The following is a 20,903-nucleotide window of genomic DNA, read 5'->3' as shown; positions in this document are numbered from 1 at the left end:
GACCGGTGACCCCCGGGAGCTCCGCCGACCCGGTCGCCCTCCCGCCGGGTGCCCACCGCTGGACCGAGGCGGAACGACAGCTGGCGGCGGCGGTGCTCGCCGGCCGGACGGTCGTGGTCAACGTGCGCCGGGGCGGACCGCACCGCCACCTGGTCCCCTGGCTGGTCGAGGAGGGGCTGCTCACCTACGTCGGCCACGCCGGCCCCCGGCACACCTGGCCCGAGTCCGACTTCGCCAACCCGTTCCTCGCCCTGCGCGCCGACCGCGACGCCATGGTCACCCGCTACCGGGACTGGATCCTCACCAACGAACCCCTCCGTGCGCGCCTCCGCGACGGCGAGCTGACCGGCCGCGCCCTCGGCTGCTGGTGCGCCCCCCAGCGCTGCCACGCCGACGTTCTCGCCGACCTGGCGGACCACCCCCCTACTCTCGACAACCGGGGGCCCACCACCCGATGATCACCGACGATCTGGGAGAACCCGTTCCACTCGCCGGCCTGCCCGCGCGGGTGGTCAGCCTCGTCCCGTCGCTCACCGACGCCATCGAGACCAGCCGCCCCGGCCTGGTCGCCGGCGCCACCGACTACTGCACCCATCCGCCCGCGCTCGACGTCCCCCGGGTCGGCGGCTCGAAGTACCCCCGGGTCGACGACGTCCTGGAGCTGCGCCCCGACCTGGTCGTGGCCAACGCCGAGGAGAACCGCCCCGAGGACGTCCAGCGCATCCGCGCCGACGGGATCCCGGTCTGGGTGACCGCCGCCGCGGCCACCGTGCCCGAGGGGCTCGGCTCGGTCCGCCGCCTGCTCACCCAGGGCCTGTCGATCCCCGAGCCGCGGTGGCTGGTCGATGCCGAGCGGAGTTGGCGCGAGCTGCCCCCGATCCACGCCACGGCGATCGTCCCGGTCTGGCGGCGCCCCTGGGTCGTCGTCGGCCGCGACACCTTCGCCGGCGACGTGCTGCGCCGCCTCGGCGTCGCCAACGCGTACGCCACCGACCCCGACCGCTACCCGCGCCCGTCGCTGGAGGCACTGCGCGCCAGGCTTGACAGCGGCGAGGCTGACCTGGTCGTCCTCCCCGACGAGCCCTACGCCTTCACGCCCGACGACGGCCCCGAGGCCTTCCCCGGTGCCCGCTGCGCGCTGGTCTCCGGCCGCCTCCTCACGTGGTGCGGCCCCTCCCTGGCGCATGCCCGCGCCGAGCTGGCGGACACACTGGCCCGGTGAACCCACCGACTGCCGCCGCCACAGCCGACGCCTACGACGCGATCGCCGTCGTGTACGCCCAACTGGCCCGCCCCGACCTCGACACCGTCGCGCTGGACCGCGCCGTGCTGGCCGCGTTCGCCGAGGTGGCCCGGACCACCGGACCCGTCGCCGAGCTGGGCTGCGGCCCCGGCCCGGTCACCGCGCACCTGCGTGACCTGGGCCTGGACGTGTTCGGCGTCGACCTGTCGCCGGCGATGATCGCCCTTGCCCGGGAGGCGTACCCGGACCTGCGGTTCGAGGTCGGCTCGATGGACGCCCTGGACCTGGCGGACGCCTCGCTGGGCGGCATCGTGTCCTGGTACTCGGTCATCCACGCCGCGCCGCCGGACCTCCCCGCCTACCTCGCCGAGTTCCGGCGGGTGCTCGCGCCGGGCGGCCACCTCCTGCTCGCCTTCTTCGAGTCCGAGGGCGAGCCGGTGACCCCGTTCGACCACAAGGTCATCACCGCCTATCGGTGGCCGGTCGACCACCTCGCCGAGCTGGCTCGCGCCGCCGGGTTCGTCGAGGTCGGCCGGATGCTGCGGGAACCGGGCGACGGGGAACGGTTCCGCCGCGGCCACCTCCTGATGCGCGGGTAGGGCGCGCCGATTCCTTTCCGGCTCGGTGGCGGTCTACCTGGTGACGGAACGACAAGCCGAGAAAGAGAGCCGATCGCCGTGAGCACTCCCGCCACCATGCGCGCCCTCGAGCAGACTTCCTGGAACGGCCCCCAGGACCTGCGGTTGATCACCGACGCACCGGTACCGAACCCCGGCCGCGGTGAGGTGCTGATCCGGGTGGCCGCCGCCGGGGTCAACTTCGCCGACATCTCGAGGGCCAACGGCACGTTCCTCGGCGGCCCCCGACCCCCGTACGTGGCGGGTTTCGAGGCGGCCGGCGAGGTCGTGGCGGTCGGCGAGGCGGTCACCGGTCCGCGACCGGGGAACCTCGTCGTCGGTGTCGGAGACGGGGCCTTCGCCGAGTACCTGGTCCTGCCCGCGGCCGCCGCCGTGCCGGTGCCGGCCGGCTGGACGGCCGAGCAGGCGCTGGGCCTGGTCGTGAACTGGCCGACCGCGCTGGCCGCTCTGCGGCCCCTGGGACGCGTCGCCGCCGGGGAGACCGTGCTGGTGCACGCGGCGGCGGGGGCGACCGGCCAGGCCGCGGTGCGGATGGCCAAGCACTACGGCGCGACGGTCATCGCCGCCGCGGCGCCGAGCAAGCACGAGACGGTGGTGGCGCTGGGCGCTGACCACGTCCTTGACTCCCGCGACGGTGACCTCGCCGCCCGGGTGCTGGCCCTGACCGGCGGCGCCGGTGCCGACCTGGTGCTGGAGTCGGCCGGCGGTGCCACCTTCGGCGCGAGCCTGGCCGCGGCCAGGCCGGTCACCGGCCGGGTCGTCGTCTACGGCGTGGCAGGCGGCGACGCCGCCGTCACCAACTGGGAACTGGTCTACAAGCACCAGGTCCAGATCATCGGACTCAACATCGGCGCGCTGATCCAGGCCGCACCGCGGATCTTCGGCGAGGTCATGGCCGAGCTGTCCGGCCTGGTCGCCACCGGCGTCCTCACCCCAGCCCGCCCGACCGTCCACGACCTGACCGACGGCGCGAAGGTCCTCGCGGAACTGGCGTCCAGGGCGACCGTCGGCAAACTGGCCCTGCGACCCTAGGAGCACGGCATGGGACGTGGTCGGACCACGGTGCCCGAAGCGGTGGACCGGGACCGGTTCACCGCCGCGACCGAGCGGTTCCGCCGGGAGTTGCTGGCGCACTGCTACCGCATGGTGGGCTCGGCGCACGACGCCGAGGACCTGGTTCAGGAGACGTACCTTCGGGCGTGGCGGTCCTACGCCGGCTTCGAGGGCCGTGCGTCGATCCGGTCCTGGCTCTACACGATCGCCACGAACGTCTGCCTGAGCGCGTTGGAGCCGCGCCGGATCCGGATGCTGCCCTCGGGCCTGACCGGGCCGCACGAGGGCCCCGACCGCCCGCCCGGTCAGGTCCCGCCGGGCGAGGTCTCGTGGTTGGAACCGCTGCCGGAGCGGTGGATCACCCCACCCGCGGACGATCCGGCAGCGGCGGCGGTGGCACGCGAGTCGCTGCGGCTCGCACTCATCGCGGCCCTGCAGCACCTGCCCGCCCGCCAGCGAGCGATCCTCATCCTGCGCGACGTGCTGGCGTTCTCCGCGGCCGAGACCGCACAGATCCTCGGCACCACCACGGTGGCGGTGAAGAGCGGGCTACAGCGTGCCCGGGCCCGGCTGACCGAACTGGACCCGGCGCCGGAAGGGCTGCTCGAACCGACCGACCAGCGGGCGCGTGCGTTGCTCGACGGCTACATCGCGGCCTTCGAGCGCTCCGACGCCGGCCTGCTGGAACACGTCCTGCGCGCCGACGCCACGCTCGAGGCGACGCTGTTCCGCCAGTGGTACGCGGGCCGGGTGCGGTGCGTCCACCTGCTCGCCACCTACGTCCTGGGCACGCCGGGCGACTGGCGGATGACCGCCACCACGGCCAACGGCCAGCCCGCCGCCGCCGTCCACCGCCGGGACGCGAACGGAACCCTCCGGGCGCACGGCATCGTGGTGCTGGCCCCGACCGCGGCCGGTGTCTCCCGTGTCATCGAGTTCCACGATCCGGCGCTGGTCGTCCTGTTCGGCTTCTCGGACACGCTCGAGAACTGACCGCACCGGTCAACCGTTGTCCCGGAAGTCGTCGGTGGCCTCGAGGAGGGCATCGAGCACGCCCCGGTCGGCCACGGCGTGACCTGCCTGCGGCAGCAGCCGCAGTTCCGAGCCCGGCCAGGCGCGGTGCAGCTCCCAGGCAGTGAACGGCGGGCTCACCACGTCGTAGCGCCCCTGCACGATCCGCCCGGGGATGTCGGCCAGCTTCCCGGCGTCACGCACCAGCTGGTTCTCCGACAGCCAGCCGTCGGCGACGAAGTAGTGCAGCGCGACCCTGGCGAACGCGACGGCGAACGCCGGCTCGGCGTAGGTCGCCACGAGCGCCGGGTTGGGCAGCAGCGACACGGTCGCGCCCTCCCAGGCGCTCCAGGCCGCCGCCGCGCGCGTCGCCACCTCCGCCGACGGGTCGTTGACCTGGTGGTGGTAGCTCGCCAGCGGGTCCTCGCCGTCGGGAACCAGGGCGGTGAACTCGGCCCAGGCCTCGGGGAACAGGTGCCCGGCACCGCCGCGGTAGAGCCAGTCCAGCTCGCGCCGGCGCAGCAGGAAGACCCCGCGCAGGATGATGTCGCGCACCCGGTCCGGGTGGGTCTGGGCGTAGGCCATGGCCAGCGTCGCGCCCCAGGACCCGCCGAACAGCTGCCACCGCTCGATCTCCAGCAGCTCCCGCAGCAGCTCCAGGTCCGACACGAGGTCCCAGGTCGTGTTGGCCCGCAGGCCGGCCCGGCTGGACACCACCGACGGCGTACTCCGCCCGCAGCCGCGCTGGTCGAACAGCACGATCCGGTAGGCCTCGGGGTCGAACAACCGGCGCTGCATCGGCGTCGTACCTCCGCCGGGACCCCCGTGCAGGAACACGACCGGTTTTCCGTTCGGGTTCCCCGAGACCTCCCAGTACAGCCGGTGCCCGTCGCCGACGTCGAGCATGCCCTGGTCGTGTGGCTCGACCGGCGGGTACAGGAAGCGCATGCGCACAGTCTGTACGGCGCCTAGCCTCGAGGTATGACGACTGCGCAGTTCGAGAAGGAAACCTCGAAGCGAGGCGAGTGGGTGCGGCAGGCCAACCGGTTCACCGAGCGGATCACGGCGGACGGGTCCTCGGGCTGGCGCGCCGAACCGGGCCGGTACCGGCTCGTGGTGTGCCTCGCCTGCCCGTGGGCGCACCGCTCGATCATCGTGCGCGGTCTGCTCGGGCTGACCGACGCGATCTCGCTCGCCGTGGTCGACCCCATCCGGGACGAGAAGGGCTGGCGGTTCACCCTCGACGAGGGCGGCCGCGACCCGGTGCTCGGCATCGAGTACCTGTCGCAGGCCTACCTGCGCACCGACCCGGACTTCAGCGGCCGGGTCACCGTGCCCTGCATCGTGGACGTCGAGTCGGGAAAGGTCGTCACCAACGACTACCCGCGGATCACCCTGGACCTCTCCACCGAGTGGCGCGAGTTCCACAAGCCGGGAGCACCCGACCTGTACCCGGAAGCCCGCCGTGCGGAGATCGACGAGGTCGTCGAACCGATCTTCCGCAACGTCAACAACGGCGTCTACCGCTGCGGCTTCGCCTCCTCGCAGGAGGCCTACGACGAGGCGTTCACCGCGCTGTTCGGCGAGCTCGACCGGCTCTCCGAGCGGTTGTCGGGGCAGCGGTACCTGGTCGGCGACACCATCACCGAGGCCGACATCCGCCTGTTCACCACGCTGGTCCGGTTCGACGCGGTCTACCACGGCCACTTCAAGTGCAACCGGCACAAGCTCACCGAGCTGCCGGTGCTCTGGGCCTACGCGCGCGACCTGTACCAGACCCCCGGCTTCGGCGAGACCGTCGACTTCGACCACATCAAGCGCCACTACTACGCCACCCACGACGCGATCAACCCGACCAGGATCGTCCCGCAGGGTCCCGACCTCTCCGGGTGGGACGAGCCGCACGGCCGCGAGCGGGTCGGTCAGTAACAGAAGATGGTGGCGGGGAGGACCTCGTCGTTCGGCTTCTGGTGCACGTGGAGCTCGTCCACCCCGTCGAGGTCGCGGATCGGGTCCAGCAGCGAGCAGGTGAACGCCGTGTCCGCGGTGGTGAGCCTGAAGGACTCCGGCATGGCCTCGCGGCGCCCCGTCGCGAGGAGCTCGGGCTGGTCCTTGAAGTACTCCTGGAACTTCCGCCACGCCTCGTCGCGGTTCTCGAACTCGATCTCGCCCGCCGGCTTCAGGCCGGTCATCGCGGCCTGGACCTCCGCCTTCTGCTCCTCGGTCGCGTCGACGCGCAGGTAGGCGGTGACCACGTACTCGCGTTGGTCCCGGGTGAGGTAGAGGGCCACCCCGGTCGCGACGAGCGCTCCGACGAGCATCGACACCACCGCGACGACCGCGAGCTGGACCCGGGACGAGCGCCGTGCAGACACAGGTTCACCCGAAGGAGGGAAGTCCGACGGCTCCGACATGACGCACAGTAAATCAGGAGGTGCGCGGTGAAAACGGCCAACCCAAGGAACAAACTGACCTGGACCGAGCCGCTGGCCACCGGCGCGGTGTCGGTGGACGCGGCCCCGGAGGTCGTGTTCGACGTCGTGAGCGATCCCGTGGCGATGGTGGCCTTCGCCGAGGAGCTGCGCCGGGTGCGCTGGCTGCGCGGGGCGACCGGGCCGGCGGTCGGGGCCTGGTTCGCCGGCAGCAACCGCAACGGCTGGCGCCGCTGGGTCACCCACGCCCAGGTCACCGACCTCGAACCCGGCCGCCGGTTCGCCTACCGGGTGCGCACCCCGTTCCTCGTGCCGATCTCCCGCTGGGAGTACGAGGTGACGCCGGAGGGGAGCGGGTGCCGGGTCAGCGTCCGCAACTGGCTGCGCGTACCCCGCTGGTTCGTCCCGATGGCCATCGCGATCACCGGTGAACCGGACCGGGCCGGCACCAACGCCGCCAACATCGCCACCACCCTCCGACGCCTGAAGGCCCACCTCGAGCACCGACCCGGCTCGGCCTAGCTCGGCCTAGTTCTCCAGGGCGAACGAGCCGTAGCCGACCTCGCCCGAGCGGCGGTAGACGCAGACGAGCACGCCGGCCGGGGTGGTCGACGACTCGACGAGCTTCAGCCCGGTGGGCACGGCGCCCTCGGCGAACAGTCGCCGGCCGCTGCCCAGCACCACCGGGGCGATCGTCAGGCGGTACTCGTCGACCAGGTCGTGCCGGATCAGCGTCTGGGCGAGGTCGCCGCTGCCGATGACGTGGATCTCGCCCCCGGGCTGCTCCCGCAGCTTCGCGACGGCGGCCGGCACGTCGTCGCCGAGCAGCGTGGAGTTCTGCCACTCCAGCGAGGTGCGGGTGCGCGAGGCGACGTACTTGGGCAGCGAGTTCAGGATCCGGGCCACCTCCACGTCCGGGTGGTCCTGCGGCACACGCGGCCAGTGCGCGGCGAAGATGTCGTAGGTACGCCGGCCCAGCAGCAGTCCCTCGGCGCCCGCCGTCCAGCCGCCGACGGCCTCGCCCAGCGCCTCGTCGAAGTGCGGGGCGTGCCAGCCGCCGTGGGTGAAGTTCCCGCTCGTGTCCTCCTCCGGCCCGCCGGGTGCCTGCATCACGCCGTCGAGCGTCAGGAACGTCTGGATCACGATCGTGCTCATGGTGTTGTCTCCTCCGTGTTGGATCTCGACGACGCGTCGAGCGAGCCCCGCGGCGATCGACAACCCCGCGAAAAAAAGTTCGGCGGCCGCCGGGGCGACCGCCGAACGCCGAACGCCTCAGTGGAAGACGTGCTCCGGGGCGGGGAACTGCCGGCCGCGGACCTCCGCCGCGAACTGCTCCACCGCGCCAGTCATGACCCCTGCGAGGTCGGCGTAGCGCTTCACGAACCGGGGCGCCTTGCCGCGACGCAGCCCGAGCATGTCCTGCCAGACCAGCACCTGGGCGTCGCAGTCCGGCCCGGCGCCGATGCCGATCGTCGGGATCCGCAGCTCGTGGGTCACCCGCTTGGCCGCCTCCGCCGGCACCATCTCCATCACCACCGAGAACGCACCGGCCTCCTCGAGCGCCAGCGCGTCCTCGAGCAGCTCCGCACCCGCGTCGCCCCGGCCCTGGACGCGGTAGCCGCCCAGGTTGTGCTCGCTCTGCGGGGTGAACCCGATGTGGCCCATCACCGGCACGCCGGCCTGGGTGATCGCCTTGACGTGCGGGGCGAACGCCCGGCCGCCCTCGAGCTTGACCGCGTGCGCGCGGCCCTCCTTCATCATCCGCACGGCCGTGGCCAGCGCCTGCTCCGGGGAGAGCTGGTAGGAGCCGAACGGCAGGTCGGCCACCACCAGCGCGCGCTGGACCGACCGGGTGACCGCGCGGACCAGCGGCACCATCTCCTCGACCGTGACCGGCAGCGAGGACTCGTAGCCGTAGACGTTGTTCGACGCGGAGTCGCCGACCAGCAGGACCGGGATCCCGGCCTCGTCGAACAGCTGGGCGGTGTACATGTCGTAGGCGGTGAGCATGGGCCACGCCTCGCCGCGTTCCTTGAGCTCCCGCAGGTGGTGGATGCGGACCCGCTTGCCCGGCCTCGCCGGCGGGTTACCCGCTCCGGTGCCGTACGGGGCGGCCACCTCGCCGGGCTGACCGGCGGGCGTTGCTGCTGACGTCATTGTCGACCGTCCTTCCCTCGAAGCCCGCGCCGCGGGTCCCCGGGTGTTGTGGATGGCTTACCGATCCAGCGTCGCACCACGCCCCGGTACGCACACCGACCTGCGACGAGCTTCACATGTCGGGTCGAGTGTCCCGGCAGCGCTACTTGCCCTCCCGCCAACCGCTGGTGATCGGCAGGCGTCGGTCGCGGCCGAACGCGCGGAAAGTGATCTTGGTGCCGGGCGGGTACTGCCGGCGCTTGTACTCGGCTGCGTCGACCATCCGCAGCACCTTGTCGATCAGCTCCGGTGCGAACCCGGCCGCGACGAGGTCTGCGTAACCCCGGTCGCCCTCCACGTAGTCCTCGAGCACGCTGTCGAGCAGGTGGTAGTCGGGCAGCGAGTCGGTGTCGAGCTGGCCGGGCCGCAGCTCGGCCGAGGGCGGCTTGGTGATCGAGTTCGGCGGGATCGGCGCGTCAGCCTGGCTGTTGCGCCACTCGGCCAGCTTCCAGACCAGCGTCTTGGGCACGTCCTTGATCGGGGCGAAGCCGCCGACGGCATCGCCGTAGATGGTGGAGTAGCCGACCGCCAGCTCGGTCTTGTTGCCGGTGGCCAGCACTAGGTGGCCGTGCTGGTTGGACAGGCCCATCAGCGTCACGCCGCGGCAGCGGGCCTGTACGTTCTCCTCGGCCAGCCCGGTGAGGCCGAGCTGGCCGGTGAAGACGGCGACCATGTCGGCGATCGGCTGGACCTCGTAGTGCAGCCCGGTCCGCTCGGCCAGCTCGCTGGCGTCGGAGCGGGAGTGATCCGAGGAGTAGACCGACGGCATGGACACCCCGTACACGTTCTCGGCACCCAGCGCGTCCACGGCGAGCGCCGCGCAGACCGCGGAGTCGATCCCGCCGGACAGGCCGAGCACGACCGAGCGGAAGCCGTTCTTGCGCACGTAGTCCCGCAGGCCCACGACCAGCGCCGACCAGACCTCGGCCAGCTCGTCGAGCGGCTGGGAGACGACGGGCTCACCGGTCGGCTCGTAGCGCGCCAGCGGCTCCTCGTGCAGCGTTCGGCGGGTGACGGTGAACCCGCCGACCTCCCCGTCGGTGCGGGCCGCGCCGCCCGGCAGGTCCAGGTCGAGCACCGACAGGTGCTCGACGAACTGGGGAGAGCGGGCCAACAGGGTCCCGTCCGCGCCGACGGCGATCGAGTCGCCGTCGAACACGAGATCGTCCTGGCCCCCGACGAGGTTCACGTAGACCAGGGGGGCGCCGGCCTCGGCCGCCCGCCGGCGCACCAGCGGCAGCCGCTGGTCGTCCTTGTCCCGCTCGTAGGGCGAGGCGTTGGGGGAGACGACGAGGTCCACGCCGGCCTGGCCGAGCGCCGCGATCGGCCCGCCCTCCTGCCAGATGTCCTCGCAGATCACCATGCCCATCTCGAGACCGTGGACGCGCACCACGTCCAGCGTCTGGCCGGACTCGAAGTAGCGGCGCTCGTCGAACACGCCGTAGTTGGGCAGGTGGTGCTTGAACTGGGTCGCGACGACCTGCCCGTCGTGCAGCACGGCCACCGCGTTGCGCGGGCCGACCTCGTCGCGGTCGAGGTAGCCGACCACGGCCGCGACCTCACCGCAGCCGGCCTCGGCCAGCTGCCGGGCGAGCGTCGTCAGGCTGGTCGTGGCGGCCGTCGCGAAGGACCTGCGCAGCGCGAGGTCCTCGACGGGGTAGCCGGTCAGCGCCATCTCGGGGAAGACCACGACGTGCGCGCCCGCCCCGTGTGCCCGGCGGGTCCACTCCAGGACCAGGGCGGCGTTCCCGTCCAGGTCGCCGACCGTCGTGTTCACCTGTGCCAGCGCGATGCGGAGTTGGGGCATGACCCCACTCTCCCATGTTTTCGCTCCTGAGGCGAAAAGTGCTACCGCCGGGCGCCGCCCCGAACCTTCTTGATCATCGCGCGGACCCGTTGCAGCGCCTGCTCGGCGTCGGTGTCGAACGGGTTGTCGTGGACCATGTAGGTCCAGGTCGAGGACGGGCGGCGCAGGCCGGCCTGCTCCAGCGCGGCACCCTCGGTGGTGATCTCCACGGTTGTGAAGGTCTCCGCCGCGCGCTCGCCGATCTCGTCCGGGATCTGCTTGAACACCGGGATCGCGGTCCGGTGGAACTCGTCGATCGGGGTCTCCTTGGCCAGCGCCCTCAGGTGGATCGTCTCGCGCACGTCGGCCAGGAACGCCAGGTGCTCTGTCCACCGCTCGTCCAGGTGGTAGAGCATCACCTGCCGCGCCGCGCGCTCCAGCACGTCGGCGTCCCACTCCTCGGCCAGCTCGCTCCAGCGGTCCGGGCACAGCGCGGCGAGCTCGGTCGCCGCGAGGTCGGTGGTGAGCAGCTCGTCGCGGTGCTCGAGCAGGGCCCTGCGCTGGTGCTCGATGAGGCGGGTGTAGCGCCAGGTGTTGCGGTGGATCTCCAGCTGCACACCCTCGGACACCTTCTGCGCGTGGTCGACGAAGCGCTGGGTCGTCGGGTCGGTCAGCCGGCCCTCGTCGTCCGGCGGCGCGCCGGCCGTCGCGTCCGGCGCGTACTGGAGGACCTGGTCGTCGCCGAGTGAGGCGAACATCACCGAGCCGCCCGGGTCACCCTGGCGCCCGGAGCGGCCGCGCAGCTGGTCGTCCAGCCTGGAGGACTGGTAGCGGCCCGTGCCGATCACCAGCAGACCGCCGAGCTCGGCGACCTTGGCGTGGTCGGCGCCGTCCTTGCCGCCGAGACGGATGTCGGTACCGCGGCCGGCCATCTGGGTGGACACGGTGACCGCGTTGAACGCGCCCGCCTCGGCCACGATCGCGGCCTCCTCGGCGTCGTTCTTCGCGTTCAGCACCACGCACGGGACCTCGGCCTCGTCCAGCATCTTCGCCAGGCGCTCGGACTCGGCGACGTCCCGGGTACCGATCAGGATCGGCCGCCCGGTCGCGTGCGTCTCGGCGATCTGGGCCACGATCGCGGCCTCCTTGGCCTCGACCGTGTCGTAGAGCCGGTCCGGCTCGTCCTCCCGGACGCACTCGGTGTTGGGCGGGATCACCGCGACCCGCAGCTGGTAGAACTCGCGCAGCTGCTCGGCGACGGCCACCGCCGTGCCGGTCATTCCGCAGACCACCGGGTAGCGGCCGATCAGGCCCTGCACGCTGATCGAGTCGAGCACCTCGCCGCTCTCGGTCGGCCGCAGCCGCTCCTTGGCCTCGACGGCCGCCTGGAGCCCGTCCGGCCAGCGCTGCATCAGCGCGATCCGGCCGCGGGAGCTGTTGATCAGGTGCACCTTGCCGTCGCGGACGATGTAGTCGACGTCCCGCTCGAGCAGCGCGTGGGCGTGCAGGGCGGCGTTCACCGCCGCCAACCGGTCGCTGTGCTCGCCGGAGTACAGGTCGACCCCGCCGAGCGCCTTCTCCACCATCTTGGCGCCGCGGCTGGTCAGCCAAGCGTTGCGACCGTCCTCGTCCCGCTCGTAGTGCGCCCCCGGGCGCAGCGTGCGGACGATCTTGGCGACCTCCGGGTCGGTCTCCGCCTCCGCCGACGAGCCGGCCAGCACCAGCGGCACCTTCGCCTCGTCGATCAGCACCGAGTCGGCCTCGTCGACCAGCACGACGCCCGGCTCGCGGCCGACCATCTCCTCGACGTCGGTACACAGGCGGTCGCGCAGCAGGTCGAAGCCGATCTCGCTGACCGAGCCGTAGGTGACCTCCTTGGCGTAGGCCGCCCGCCGCTCCTCGGCCGTCGAGGTCTGCGAGACCCAGCCCACCGAGACCCCGAGCAGCTCGTAGACCGGGCCCATCCACTCCGCGTCGCGGCGGGCCAGGTAGTCGTTGACCGACATGACGTGCACCGGCTTGCCCTGCAGCGCGTACCCCGCCGCCGCGAGCGCCCCGGCCAGCGTCTTGCCCTCACCGGTCGCCATCTGGACCACGTGCCCGGCGAGCAGCTCCATCACCCCGAGCAGCTGCACGTCGTAGGGTCGCTCGCCGAGCGCCCGGCGGGCGGCCTCGCGGCCGACCGCGCACAGCTCGGCGAGGTGCTTCTCGTCGAAGCCCTTGTCGTCCTTGCCGTGGCCCTTGCCGTGGCCCGTGTCCTCGTCGGACTCCTCGGTGCGCAGTGCCGCCGCGGCGGCGGTCAGCTCCTCGTCGGTGAGCTTCTCGAGCTTGGCCTCGCGCCACTCGATGCTCTTGAGCAGCTCCTGGTACCGGGAGATGTCGACGGTGGCCGGACGGTCCAGGAGGCGGCCGAACCGGTCCTTGACGCGTCGCATGAACGCCGCCACCCGACGCTCACCTCCTTGTTCGCTCGGCTCACTGCCCTGCACGGTAACGGTGCACCGCGCCCGCTGGTTCCTACCCGTTGCCAACACAGCCTATTCACGTCCCGGTGGCAGGATCGTGGCGTGACCCCGTCTGCTCGTCGTGCCACGCTCCCCATGGCCATGATGCTCGTTCTCCTCGCCGGCGGCTGCACGTCGACGATCGAGGGGTCCTCCGGCCCTGCGCTGCCGTTCGCGGAGAACCGGGGCCCGGCCGGCGCCGTACCCGACGGGCTGACGGACTTCTACGGCCAGCGGCTCGACTGGGAGGGCTGCGAGTCCTACTCCGCCAGCGAGTTCGACGCGGAGCCGCTGTCGAGTCCCGACCTCCAGTGCACTCGGCTGACCGTGCCGCTGGACTACGCCGACCCGACCGGTGACACCGTCCGGATCGGGGTGCTGCGCCACCCGGCGAGCTCGGAGCAGGACCGGATCGGCGCGCTGGTGATCAACCCGGGTGGACCGGGGGTGGCCGGCCTGTCCACCGCGGCCGCGCTGGCCGCCGAGAACTCCGAGCTCGCCGAGCGGTTCGACTTCGTGGGCTTCGACCCGCGGGGCGTCGGCTCCAGCGAGCCCACGATCAGCTGTCTGACCGGCCAGGAGCGCGACGCCGAGCGTGCCGACGACGACGAGCTGGACCCCTCCGCCGCCGGCGTCGCCGAAACCGAGCGGGAGGCCCGCGACTACGCCACGAAGTGCACGCAGCGGACCGAGTTCGGCGACGAGCTGCTGGCCAACATCGGCACCCGAGACGTGGTCAGGGACATGGACGTGCTGCGCTCGGCGCTGGGGGAGGAAAAGCTCACCTACCTCGGCTACTCCTACGGCACCCGGATCGGCAGCACCTACGCCGAAACCTTCCCCGGCAACGTCCGCGCGATGGTGCTCGACGGTGCGCTCGACCCCACCCAGGACGCGGCCGACCAGGCCGTGGCGCAGGCCAAGGGCTTCCAGGAGGCGTTCACCGACTTCGTCGCCTGGTGCCTGGACCGCGACGACTGCCCGTTCGACTCGGCCGAGACCGCGAACGCCGACTACCAGGCGATGATCCGGCCGCTGGCGGAGAATCCGATCGACCTGCCGGACGGTCGCGCGCTGTCCTACGACGACGCCACGACCGGCACCATCCAGGCCCTGTACTCCGAGCAGCTGTGGGAGCACCTCCAGACCGGGCTGAACGAACTGCGCCAGCACGAGGGGACCACGCTCATGTCGCTGGCCGACCTCTACCTCGAACGAGACTCCGACGGCCGCTACTCGACCACCCAGGACGCCTTCGTCGCGATCCACTGCGTGGACGACCCCCGGGTGACCGACCCGAACGTGATCCGGGAGACCAACGAGCGGTACAAGGAGGCCGCGCCGTTCCTCGACGACGGCAGCGAGCCGACCACCGCGCGCGACCCGTGCGCCTTCTGGCCCGTGCCCAACACCAGCCAGCCGCACCTGCCCAAGGTCGAGGGCCTGCCGCCGACCCTGGTGATCTCGACCACCGGCGACCCCGCCACCCCGTACCAGGCGGGCGTCGCCCTGGCCAAGGCCCTCGGCGGGCGCCTGCTCACCTTCGAGGCAAACCAGCACACGGTGTTCCTGCAGGGCAACGAGTGCGTCGACGGGGCGGGGAGCGCCTACCTGGTGGACGGCACCCTGCCCCAGGAGGGCACCCGCTGCACGGAGTGAGGGCTCAGCTCTCGGTGCCGCGGTCCCGGCCGGTCACGAACAGGGCCAGTACCGCACCCGCCACGCAGACGAACGAGGTGATCAGGAAGATCTCCGTGTACTGGGTGAGCAGGGCCTCGTTCACCGCCGCCCGGTAGGCCGCCACCTCCCGCTCCACCTGCTCGGGTGACTTGCCGAACGGCAGCGGCGTGTTCAGCTCCGCGGTCAGCGTGTGGAACCGGTGCAGGCCCCAGGCTGCCAGCGCCGCCACGCCGACGAGCATGCCGGTCATCCTGGCCACGACGACGCCGGCGGCGGCGACGCCGTGCTGGGACACCGGGACCACGCGCAGCGCGGCGGCCGACAGCGGCGCGATCACGAGCCCGAGCCCGAGACCGATCACCGCGAGGTCGGTGTCCAGCCGCGGCAGCGACACGAAGCCGAGATCGTGCCGGGCCGCCAGCACGTCCACCGGCCAGCCCGAGATCAGCAGGAACCCGGCCGCCGCGACCAGCATGCCCGCCACCGCCGGCCACCGGTCGCCGAACCGGCCGGCCAGCCATCCGCCGAGCAACGCCCCGACCGGCAGCGCGACCAGGAACCGCACCAGCAGCAGCACGCTGCCCGTGTCGTCGCGGCCGAGCAGCGTCTGGGCGAACAGGTCGACGTTGACCAGCGTGACCATCAGCGCCGCGCCGGCGGCGAGGCTCGCGCCCAGCGCGGCCAGGAACGGCCCGATCGAGACCCCGCGGGTGTCGATCAGCTTGGTCCGGGACCGCCGCTCCCACACGACGAAGCACACCAGCGCCACCAGGGCGCCGACCAGCAGCGGTGGCCCCCAGGGCGGGAGGACCCGGTCGCGCGGCTCGGGGTTGTAGAGGCCGACCACCGCGAGCCCGAGCACCACCGTCAGCAGCGCCGCACCGACCACGTCCACCGCGGAGCGGGTCGCCGAGCGGACGGCCGGAACGGTGAGGTGCACGGCGACCATCGCCAGCACGGCCAGTGGCACGTTCACCCAGAACACCCCGCGCCAGCCGGCGACCGCGGCGATCGCGATGCCGTAGAGCGGACCCAGCACCGACCCCAGCTCCTGGGCCGCGCCGACCGCGCCCAGCACGGCCGAACGTCGGTGCGCCGCCCACAGGTCCGCGGCCAGGGCCATCGTCACCGGCAGCAGCGCGCCGCTGGCCACGCCCTGCACCACCCGCCCGGTCACCAGCATGAACAGGTCCCCGGCGGTCGCGGTGAGCACCGACCCGACGATGAAGCCGGCCAGGCACACCTGGAGCAGCAGCTTGCGGCCGAACCGGTCCGACGCCTGCCCGAGCAGCGGCATCGCGGCGACGTAGCCGAGCAGGTAGCCGGTCACGATCGGGGTCACCCGTTCGAGCCGGTTCACCGGGATCTGGAGGTCGTCGATGATCTGCCGGAGCACGCTGACCACGACGTAGGTGTCCAGCGCCCCCAGCAGCACGGCGAGCCCGCCGGCGCCGATCGCGACGGCCCGCCCGCGCCCGGCGGCCGGCGCCGGCTCGGTGCCCGTCTCCGAGGTCGGGGCCGCCATCACTGCGGCGGGGTGATGTCGACCTGCTTGCCCACCTCGGACAGCGTCACGTCCACGGTCGGCGAGCCCTCCGCCGGCACCGCGACGCTCGCCTTCACCGGCTGGTGGCCGTCGTCCTGGCTGACCCAGAACGTGATGTCGACGTCGGAGTCGACGCCGGGCACCAGCGGGGCGATCACGTCCCGGGTGGCCTTGCCCTTCACCCGGTAGGTGGACACGCCGTCGATGTCCTCGGCGCCCTCGGTCCTGGGCTCGCGGACGTTGGACAGCACGTTGGCCACGCCGCGCTCGGGATCCAGGATCGCCGCCGGGTCGTAGAGGTTCGCGATGATCGAGGCCGGCAGCTCCTGGTAGTCGCCGGTCGGCCCCTTGATCCACACCTTGTCGTCGACCAGCACGAACTCGCCCTCGAAGAGCTGACCGAGCAGCGTCATCGAGACCGTGCCCCGGGCGGCGCCGCTCCCGCCGCCCTCACGGGTCAGGTCACCCTCCGCCTTGTCCACGTCCAGCCCGGGCACATCGCCGTTCACCGCGAGCGTGAAGTGCGCCGAGGTGATCTCGGCGGTGGTGGCCGCGGCGTCCTTGAGCAGCCCGGCCCCGTCCGGCAGCGAGTCGCCTCCCGAGTCGTCGGAGGTGCAGGCGGTGGTCGCGGCCACCGCGAGGGCGAGCAAAGCGGACAGAATCCGGCGCGTCATGCGGGAATCGTAGAACCGCCCTCCTGAGAGCGACGCTCAGTCGGGTAAACCGGGTCATCCCGCCCGGAACGTCCTGCGGTACGCGAGCGGGGAGACCCCGACCGTGGCCCGCATGTGCTGGCGCAGCGACGCTCCGGTGCCCAGCCCGGAGCGCTCGGCGACCACGTCGACGGTGAGGTCGGTCGACTCCAGCAGGTGCATCGCGTGCCGCACCCGCTGCTGGGTGAGCCAGGTGCCGGGGGACAGGCCGGTCTCCGCGCGGAACCGCCTGGAGAACGTCCGCACGCTCATCCGCGCGTGCCCGGCCAGCGTCGCCAGGTCGAGCGGCTGGCCCAGCCGGTGCAGGGCCCACGCCCTGGTGGGGGCGGTGCCGTCGGTGCCGCCGTCCGGGACGTGCCGGTCGATGTACTGGGACTGGCCGCCCTCCCGCCACGGCGGCACGACGCAGTAGCGCGCGGCCCGGTTCGCCACCTCGGCCCCGTGGTCGCGGCGCACGACGTGCAGGCAGAGATCGACACCAGCGCCGAGCCCGGCGGAGGTCAGCACGTCCCCGTCGTCGACGAACAGCACGTCCTCGTCCAGCAGGACCCGGGGGTAGAGCCGGCGGAAGGTGTCCGCGTGCGCCCAGTGGGTGGTCGCCGGCCGTCCGTCGAGCAGGCCGGCCGCGGCGAGCACGAACGCGCCGGTGCAGATCGACATGACCCTGGTCCCCGGGCGGAGCCCGGCGAGGGCCGAGGCGATCTCGGCCGGCAGCTCACCCGTGCTCCGCGGGCCCTTCACCTGGGTGCCGGGCACGATCACGGTGTCCGCCTCGGCGAGGATCTCCACCCCGTGGTCGGGCACCAGCGTGTAGCCGGCCCGCACCCGGACGGGTGAGGTGTTCAGCCCACAGACCCGGACGCGGTACAGCGGGTCACCGTTCTCGTCGCTCGCCTCGCCCAGGATCTGGGGCGGGATGGCGAGGTCGTAGCCGATCACAGGGTCCAGGGCCAGGACGGCGACCTCATGCATGGCCGGATTCTTTCACATTGTGGCGATCTGGCCACTCGTCGAGCGCCGTCGCGGCGGCGAGGATCGCTGACGTGACTCAACTTGCGCCGCGGGCGCGGCAGCTGCCCAGGGTGCACTGGGCCTGGTGGGTGGCATTGGCCGCGTTCGTCACGCTGATCGGCGCGGCGGGCTTCCGGGCGGTGCCCAGCGTGCTGATCGACCCGCTGCACGACGAGTTCGGCTGGCCCAGGGCGACGATCTCGGCCGCGGTGTCGATCAACCTCGTGCTGTTCGGCCTGATCTCGCCGTTCGCCGCCGCGCTGATGGACCGGCTCGGGATGCGTCGGGTCGTGGCCGGCGCGCTGGTTCTGGTGGCCGCGGGCAGCGGCCTCACCGTCTTCATGACCGCGAGCTGGCAGCTGTTGCTGTGCTGGGGTGTCCTGGTCGGCGTCGGCACCGGCTCGATGTCGATGGCCTTCGTGGCCACGGTCACCGGGCGCTGGTTCGTCCGCAGCCGCGGGCTGGTCAGCGGCCTGCTCACCGCGGCGGGAGCGACCGGTCAGCTCGTGTTCCTGCCGCTGGTCGCGGCGCTCGCGACCGACCACGGCTGGCGGACCCCGTCGGTGGTCGTCGCGGTCGCCGCGCTCGCCGTCGTCCCGCTGGTGCTGACCCTGCTCCGGGACCACCCGAGCGACGTCGGCACCACCGCCTACGGCGCGCCGCCGGGGCCGGTCACCGCGCCGGTGGCCGCCACCGGCAGCAGCGCCGCGCGGGCGGTACGGGTACTGCGAGAGGCCGCGCGCACGAAGACGTTCTGGCTGCTCGCCGGTGGTTTCGCGATCTGCGGGGCGTCCACCAACGGGCTGGTCGGCACCCACTTCGTCACCGCGGCGCACGACCACGGAATGCCGCACACGACGGCGGCCTCGCTGCTCGCGCTGATCGGCCTGTTCGACGTCGCCGGCACGATCCTGTCCGGCTGGCTGACCGACCGGGTCGACCCGCGGCTGCTGCTGGGTGCCTACTACACGCTGCGCGGGCTGTCCCTGATGGTCCTGCCCTCGCTGTTCGCCGAGAACACCGAGCCGAGCATGTGGGTGTTCATCGTGTTCTACGGCCTGGACTGGATCGCGACCGTGCCGCCGACGGTGGCGCTGTGCCGGGAGCGGTTCGGGGACCGGGGACCGGTGGTGTTCGGCTGGGTGTTCGCCTCCCACCAGCTCGGCGCGGCAATCGCGGCGGTCGGTGCCGGCGCGGTGCGTGACCTGCGGGGGAGCTACGACCTGGCCTGGCTGGTCGCCGGCGGGCTGTGCGTCGGGGCGGCCGCGCTCTCGCTGGCGATCCGGCCGACCCGTGATCCTGCCGGGGACGAAACACGCCGTTAACACGATCTACCTAGGCTGCCGGCATGGATCGTCAGCAGGAGTTCGTCCTCCGCACGCTCGAGGAGCGGGACATCCGCTTCGTCCGGCTCTGGTTCACCGACGTGCTCGGGATGCTGAAGTCGGTGGCGGTGGCGCCGGCCGAGCTCGAGGGCGCGTTCGCGGAGGGGATCGGGTTCGACGGTTCGGCGATCGAGGGCTTCGCCCGGGTGTCGGAGTCGGACATGGTGGCCCGGCCCGATCCGGCGACGTTCCAGGTGCTGCCGTGGGAAACCCCCGGGGGACACCACTACGCGGCCAGGATGTTCTGCGACATCGCGATGCCGGACGGCTCGCCGTCCTGGGCCGACCCCCGCCACGTGCTGCGCCGAACGCTGGCGCGGGCGAGCGAGGCCGGGTTCACCTGCTACGTGCACCCGGAGATCGAGTTCTTCCTGCTCAGCGAGCTGCACGAGGACGGGCGCGAGCCGGTCCCCGCGGACAACGGCGGGTACTTCGACCAGGCGAGCCACGCGACCGCCACCCACTTCCGCCGCCACGCCATCGAGACGCTCGAGGCGATGGGGATCTCGGTGGAGTTCAGCCACCACGAGAACGCGCCGGGCCAGCAGGAGATCGACCTGCGCTACGCCGACGCCCTGACCATGGCCGACAACGTCATGACGTTCCGGTACGTGGTCAAGGAGGTCGCGATGACGGAGGGGGTGCGGGCCACCTTCATGCCCAAGCCCTTCTCCGACCAGCCCGGCTCGGGCATGCACACCCACGTGAGCCTGTTCGAGGGCGACCGCAACGCGTTCTACGACAGCGAGGACCCCTACGAGCTGTCCAAGACCGGGAAGGCGTTCGTCGCCGGGCTGCTGCGCCACGCCAGGGAGATCTCGGCCATCACCAACCAGTGGGTGAACTCCTACAAGCGCCTGATCGTCGGGGGCGAGGCCCCGTCGGCGGTGTGCTGGGGGCATGCGAACCGGTCGGCGCTGGTCCGGGTGCCCATGTACTCACCCGGTAAGGCGTCCTCCCGCCGGGTGGAGATTCGCAGCCTCGACTCCGCGTGCAACCCGTACCTGGCCTACGCGGTGATCCTGGCGGCCGGGCTGCGCGGGGTCGAGGAGGGGTACGAGCTGCCGGCGGCGGCCGAGGACGACGTGTGGTCGCTCACCGACGCCGAGCGCCGGGCGGCGGGGTACGCGCTGCTCCCGCAGAACCTCGGCGAGGCGTTGGCCGAGATGGAGAGCTCGGAGCTGCTCGCCGAGACCCTCGGTGAGCACGTCTACGACTTCTTCCTGCGGAACAAGCGCGCCGAGTGGGACGCCTACCGCCGCGCGGTGACGCCCTACGAGCTCCGCACGCTCCTCCCGCTGCTCTGAGGGGACCCTCGACGATCATGGATACCGCGTCTGACCAGCCGATTTGACTTGTCCGGACGAAGTCGCTAACTTTTCTCTCGTCGCACAGCGCGGCGGACGGGCCCGGAAGTAACGAGCCAGACCCGGACGGCGCGACCCGCAGGCCAGTGATACACTTCAGTGGCTGGCAGCGAGCTGGGCCAAGCGATTGACATCGCGGATCGGACCAGATAGAGTGTTGCGGCGCAGGGATCCGGTTCTCCTCCCAAGCGAGGCCCTGGGGGCCTCCCAAGTAGGGAGTGACGGATCCACAACAACGCAGGAAACCAACGAGCGTCTCTGGATTGGTCCGCTTGATCGCGGGGCATGATGGATGTGCGCGTGTTGTTTGAGAACTCAACAGTGTGCCGATAAATGCT

The 20,903-nt window shown here is 72.1% G+C and carries 19 protein-coding genes; 10 read left to right on the top strand and 9 right to left on the bottom strand.

The genetic code is table 11. From position 1 onward, the window contains the following. Positions 1-5 precede the first annotated feature (5 nt). The 5 genes from BU204_RS33785 to BU204_RS33765 all read left to right on the top strand — a co-directional run bounded on the left by BU204_RS33785 (position 6) and on the right by BU204_RS33765 (position 3,927). A complete protein-coding gene (locus BU204_RS33785; protein WP_075129873.1) occupies positions 6-458 on the top strand; it encodes a DUF4326 domain-containing protein in 453 nt (150 codons plus the stop codon). Next, complete coding sequence (locus tag BU204_RS33780) at positions 458-1,222, top strand: helical backbone metal receptor (RefSeq protein WP_075129890.1); 765 nt, start codon at positions 458-460, stop codon at positions 1,220-1,222. Before BU204_RS33785 ends, BU204_RS33780 begins: the two co-directional genes overlap by 1 nt. Continuing rightward, positions 1,219-1,842 (top strand): class I SAM-dependent methyltransferase, encoded by a 624-nt coding sequence (locus BU204_RS33775; RefSeq protein WP_075129872.1) that lies wholly within the window; start codon positions 1,219-1,221, stop codon positions 1,840-1,842. The genes BU204_RS33780 and BU204_RS33775 overlap by 4 nt, the downstream gene beginning before the upstream one ends. Positions 1,843-1,920: 78 nt before the next feature. Next, on the top strand, positions 1,921-2,913 hold the full coding sequence (locus BU204_RS33770; RefSeq protein ID WP_075129871.1) for a zinc-binding dehydrogenase: 993 nt from the start codon (positions 1,921-1,923) through the stop codon (positions 2,911-2,913). Between the two features lie 9 nt (positions 2,914-2,922). Beyond that, entirely contained in the window at positions 2,923-3,927 is a 1,005-nt protein-coding gene (locus tag BU204_RS33765) for an RNA polymerase subunit sigma-70 (RefSeq protein WP_075129870.1), read from the top strand. A 9-nt stretch (positions 3,928-3,936) separates the two neighbouring features. On the opposite strand, the gene pip is transcribed toward BU204_RS33765, so the two are convergent. After that, positions 3,937-4,893: a prolyl aminopeptidase gene (pip, locus tag BU204_RS33760; RefSeq protein WP_075129869.1), complete on the bottom strand. Its 957-nt coding sequence runs from the start codon at positions 4,891-4,893 to the stop codon at positions 3,937-3,939. Between the two features lie 33 nt (positions 4,894-4,926). Between pip and BU204_RS33755 the strand changes: the two genes are divergently transcribed. Next, the gene (locus BU204_RS33755) at positions 4,927-5,874 is read left to right on the top strand and encodes a glutathione S-transferase family protein (RefSeq protein ID WP_075129868.1); all 948 of its coding nucleotides are present in this window, start codon (positions 4,927-4,929) and stop codon (positions 5,872-5,874) included. Here the strand turns inward: BU204_RS33755 and BU204_RS33750 are convergent. Next, positions 5,868-6,320: a permease-like cell division protein FtsX gene (locus BU204_RS33750; RefSeq protein ID WP_075129867.1), complete on the bottom strand. Its 453-nt coding sequence runs from the start codon at positions 6,318-6,320 to the stop codon at positions 5,868-5,870. The two genes, BU204_RS33755 and BU204_RS33750, sit on opposite strands and share 7 nt — an antisense overlap. A 66-nt stretch (positions 6,321-6,386) precedes the next feature. Here BU204_RS33750 and BU204_RS33745 point away from each other — a divergent pair, with 66 nt between their 5' ends. Next, a complete protein-coding gene (locus BU204_RS33745; protein WP_083661868.1) occupies positions 6,387-6,899 on the top strand; it encodes an SRPBCC family protein in 513 nt (170 codons plus the stop codon). A gap of 6 nt (positions 6,900-6,905) precedes the next feature. Here BU204_RS33745 and BU204_RS33740 read toward each other — a convergent pair whose 3' ends face one another. From BU204_RS33740 to secA2, 4 genes are all read right to left on the bottom strand, one after another. Further along, positions 6,906-7,532, bottom strand: a complete 627-nt coding sequence (locus tag BU204_RS33740; protein ID WP_075129866.1) for a dihydrofolate reductase family protein — start codon at positions 7,530-7,532, stop codon at positions 6,906-6,908. Positions 7,533-7,649: 117 nt separating this feature from the next. Then, positions 7,650-8,534 carry a 3-methyl-2-oxobutanoate hydroxymethyltransferase gene (gene panB, locus BU204_RS33735; RefSeq protein ID WP_075129865.1) on the bottom strand — a complete coding sequence of 295 codons (885 nt, stop codon included), beginning with the start codon at positions 8,532-8,534 and terminating at the stop codon, positions 7,650-7,652. A gap of 142 nt (positions 8,535-8,676) precedes the next feature. After that, the gene (locus BU204_RS33730; protein WP_075129864.1) at positions 8,677-10,380 is read right to left on the bottom strand and encodes an NAD+ synthase; all 1,704 of its coding nucleotides are present in this window, start codon (positions 10,378-10,380) and stop codon (positions 8,677-8,679) included. Between the two features lie 41 nt (positions 10,381-10,421). Continuing rightward, complete coding sequence (gene secA2 / locus BU204_RS33725; protein WP_075129888.1) at positions 10,422-12,794, bottom strand: accessory Sec system translocase SecA2; 2,373 nt, start codon at positions 12,792-12,794, stop codon at positions 10,422-10,424. A 171-nt stretch (positions 12,795-12,965) separates the two neighbouring features. On the opposite strand from secA2, the gene BU204_RS33720 reads away from it, so the two are divergent. Next, positions 12,966-14,522 (top strand): alpha/beta hydrolase, encoded by a 1,557-nt coding sequence (locus tag BU204_RS33720; RefSeq protein WP_075129887.1) that lies wholly within the window; start codon positions 12,966-12,968, stop codon positions 14,520-14,522. Positions 14,523-14,526: 4 nt separating this feature from the next. Here the strand turns inward: BU204_RS33720 and BU204_RS33715 are convergent, their stop codons facing one another. From BU204_RS33715 to BU204_RS33705, 3 genes are read right to left on the bottom strand one after another with little or no spacing between them, the layout of a single operon-like run. Further along, positions 14,527-16,068 carry an MFS transporter gene (locus tag BU204_RS33715; protein ID WP_075129863.1) on the bottom strand — a complete coding sequence of 514 codons (1,542 nt, stop codon included), beginning with the start codon at positions 16,066-16,068 and terminating at the stop codon, positions 14,527-14,529. Further along, entirely contained in the window at positions 16,068-16,763 is a 696-nt protein-coding gene (locus BU204_RS33710; RefSeq protein WP_075129862.1) for an LppX_LprAFG lipoprotein, read from the bottom strand. Before BU204_RS33710 ends, BU204_RS33715 begins: the two co-directional genes overlap by 1 nt. Before the next feature lie 54 nt (positions 16,764-16,817). Continuing rightward, on the bottom strand, positions 16,818-17,774 hold the full coding sequence (locus tag BU204_RS33705) for a GlxA family transcriptional regulator (protein ID WP_075129861.1): 957 nt from the start codon (positions 17,772-17,774) through the stop codon (positions 16,818-16,820). Positions 17,775-17,845: 71 nt separating this feature from the next. On the opposite strand from BU204_RS33705, the gene BU204_RS33700 reads away from it, so the two are divergent. Both BU204_RS33700 and glnA read left to right on the top strand, forming a co-directional pair. After that, entirely contained in the window at positions 17,846-19,138 is a 1,293-nt protein-coding gene (locus tag BU204_RS33700) for an MFS transporter (RefSeq protein WP_233160922.1), read from the top strand. A gap of 23 nt (positions 19,139-19,161) precedes the next feature. Continuing rightward, positions 19,162-20,505 carry a type I glutamate--ammonia ligase gene (gene glnA / locus BU204_RS33695; protein ID WP_075129860.1) on the top strand — a complete coding sequence of 448 codons (1,344 nt, stop codon included), beginning with the start codon at positions 19,162-19,164 and terminating at the stop codon, positions 20,503-20,505. The last annotated feature ends 398 nt before the right edge of the window (positions 20,506-20,903 follow it).

It is taken from the genome of Actinophytocola xanthii, from assembly GCF_001921205.1.
Lineage (GTDB): Bacteria > Actinomycetota > Actinomycetes > Mycobacteriales > Pseudonocardiaceae > Actinophytocola > Actinophytocola xanthii.
The sequence above is the reverse complement of the archived record's forward strand: the minus strand, read 5'-3'. Positions and strand labels throughout refer to the sequence as shown.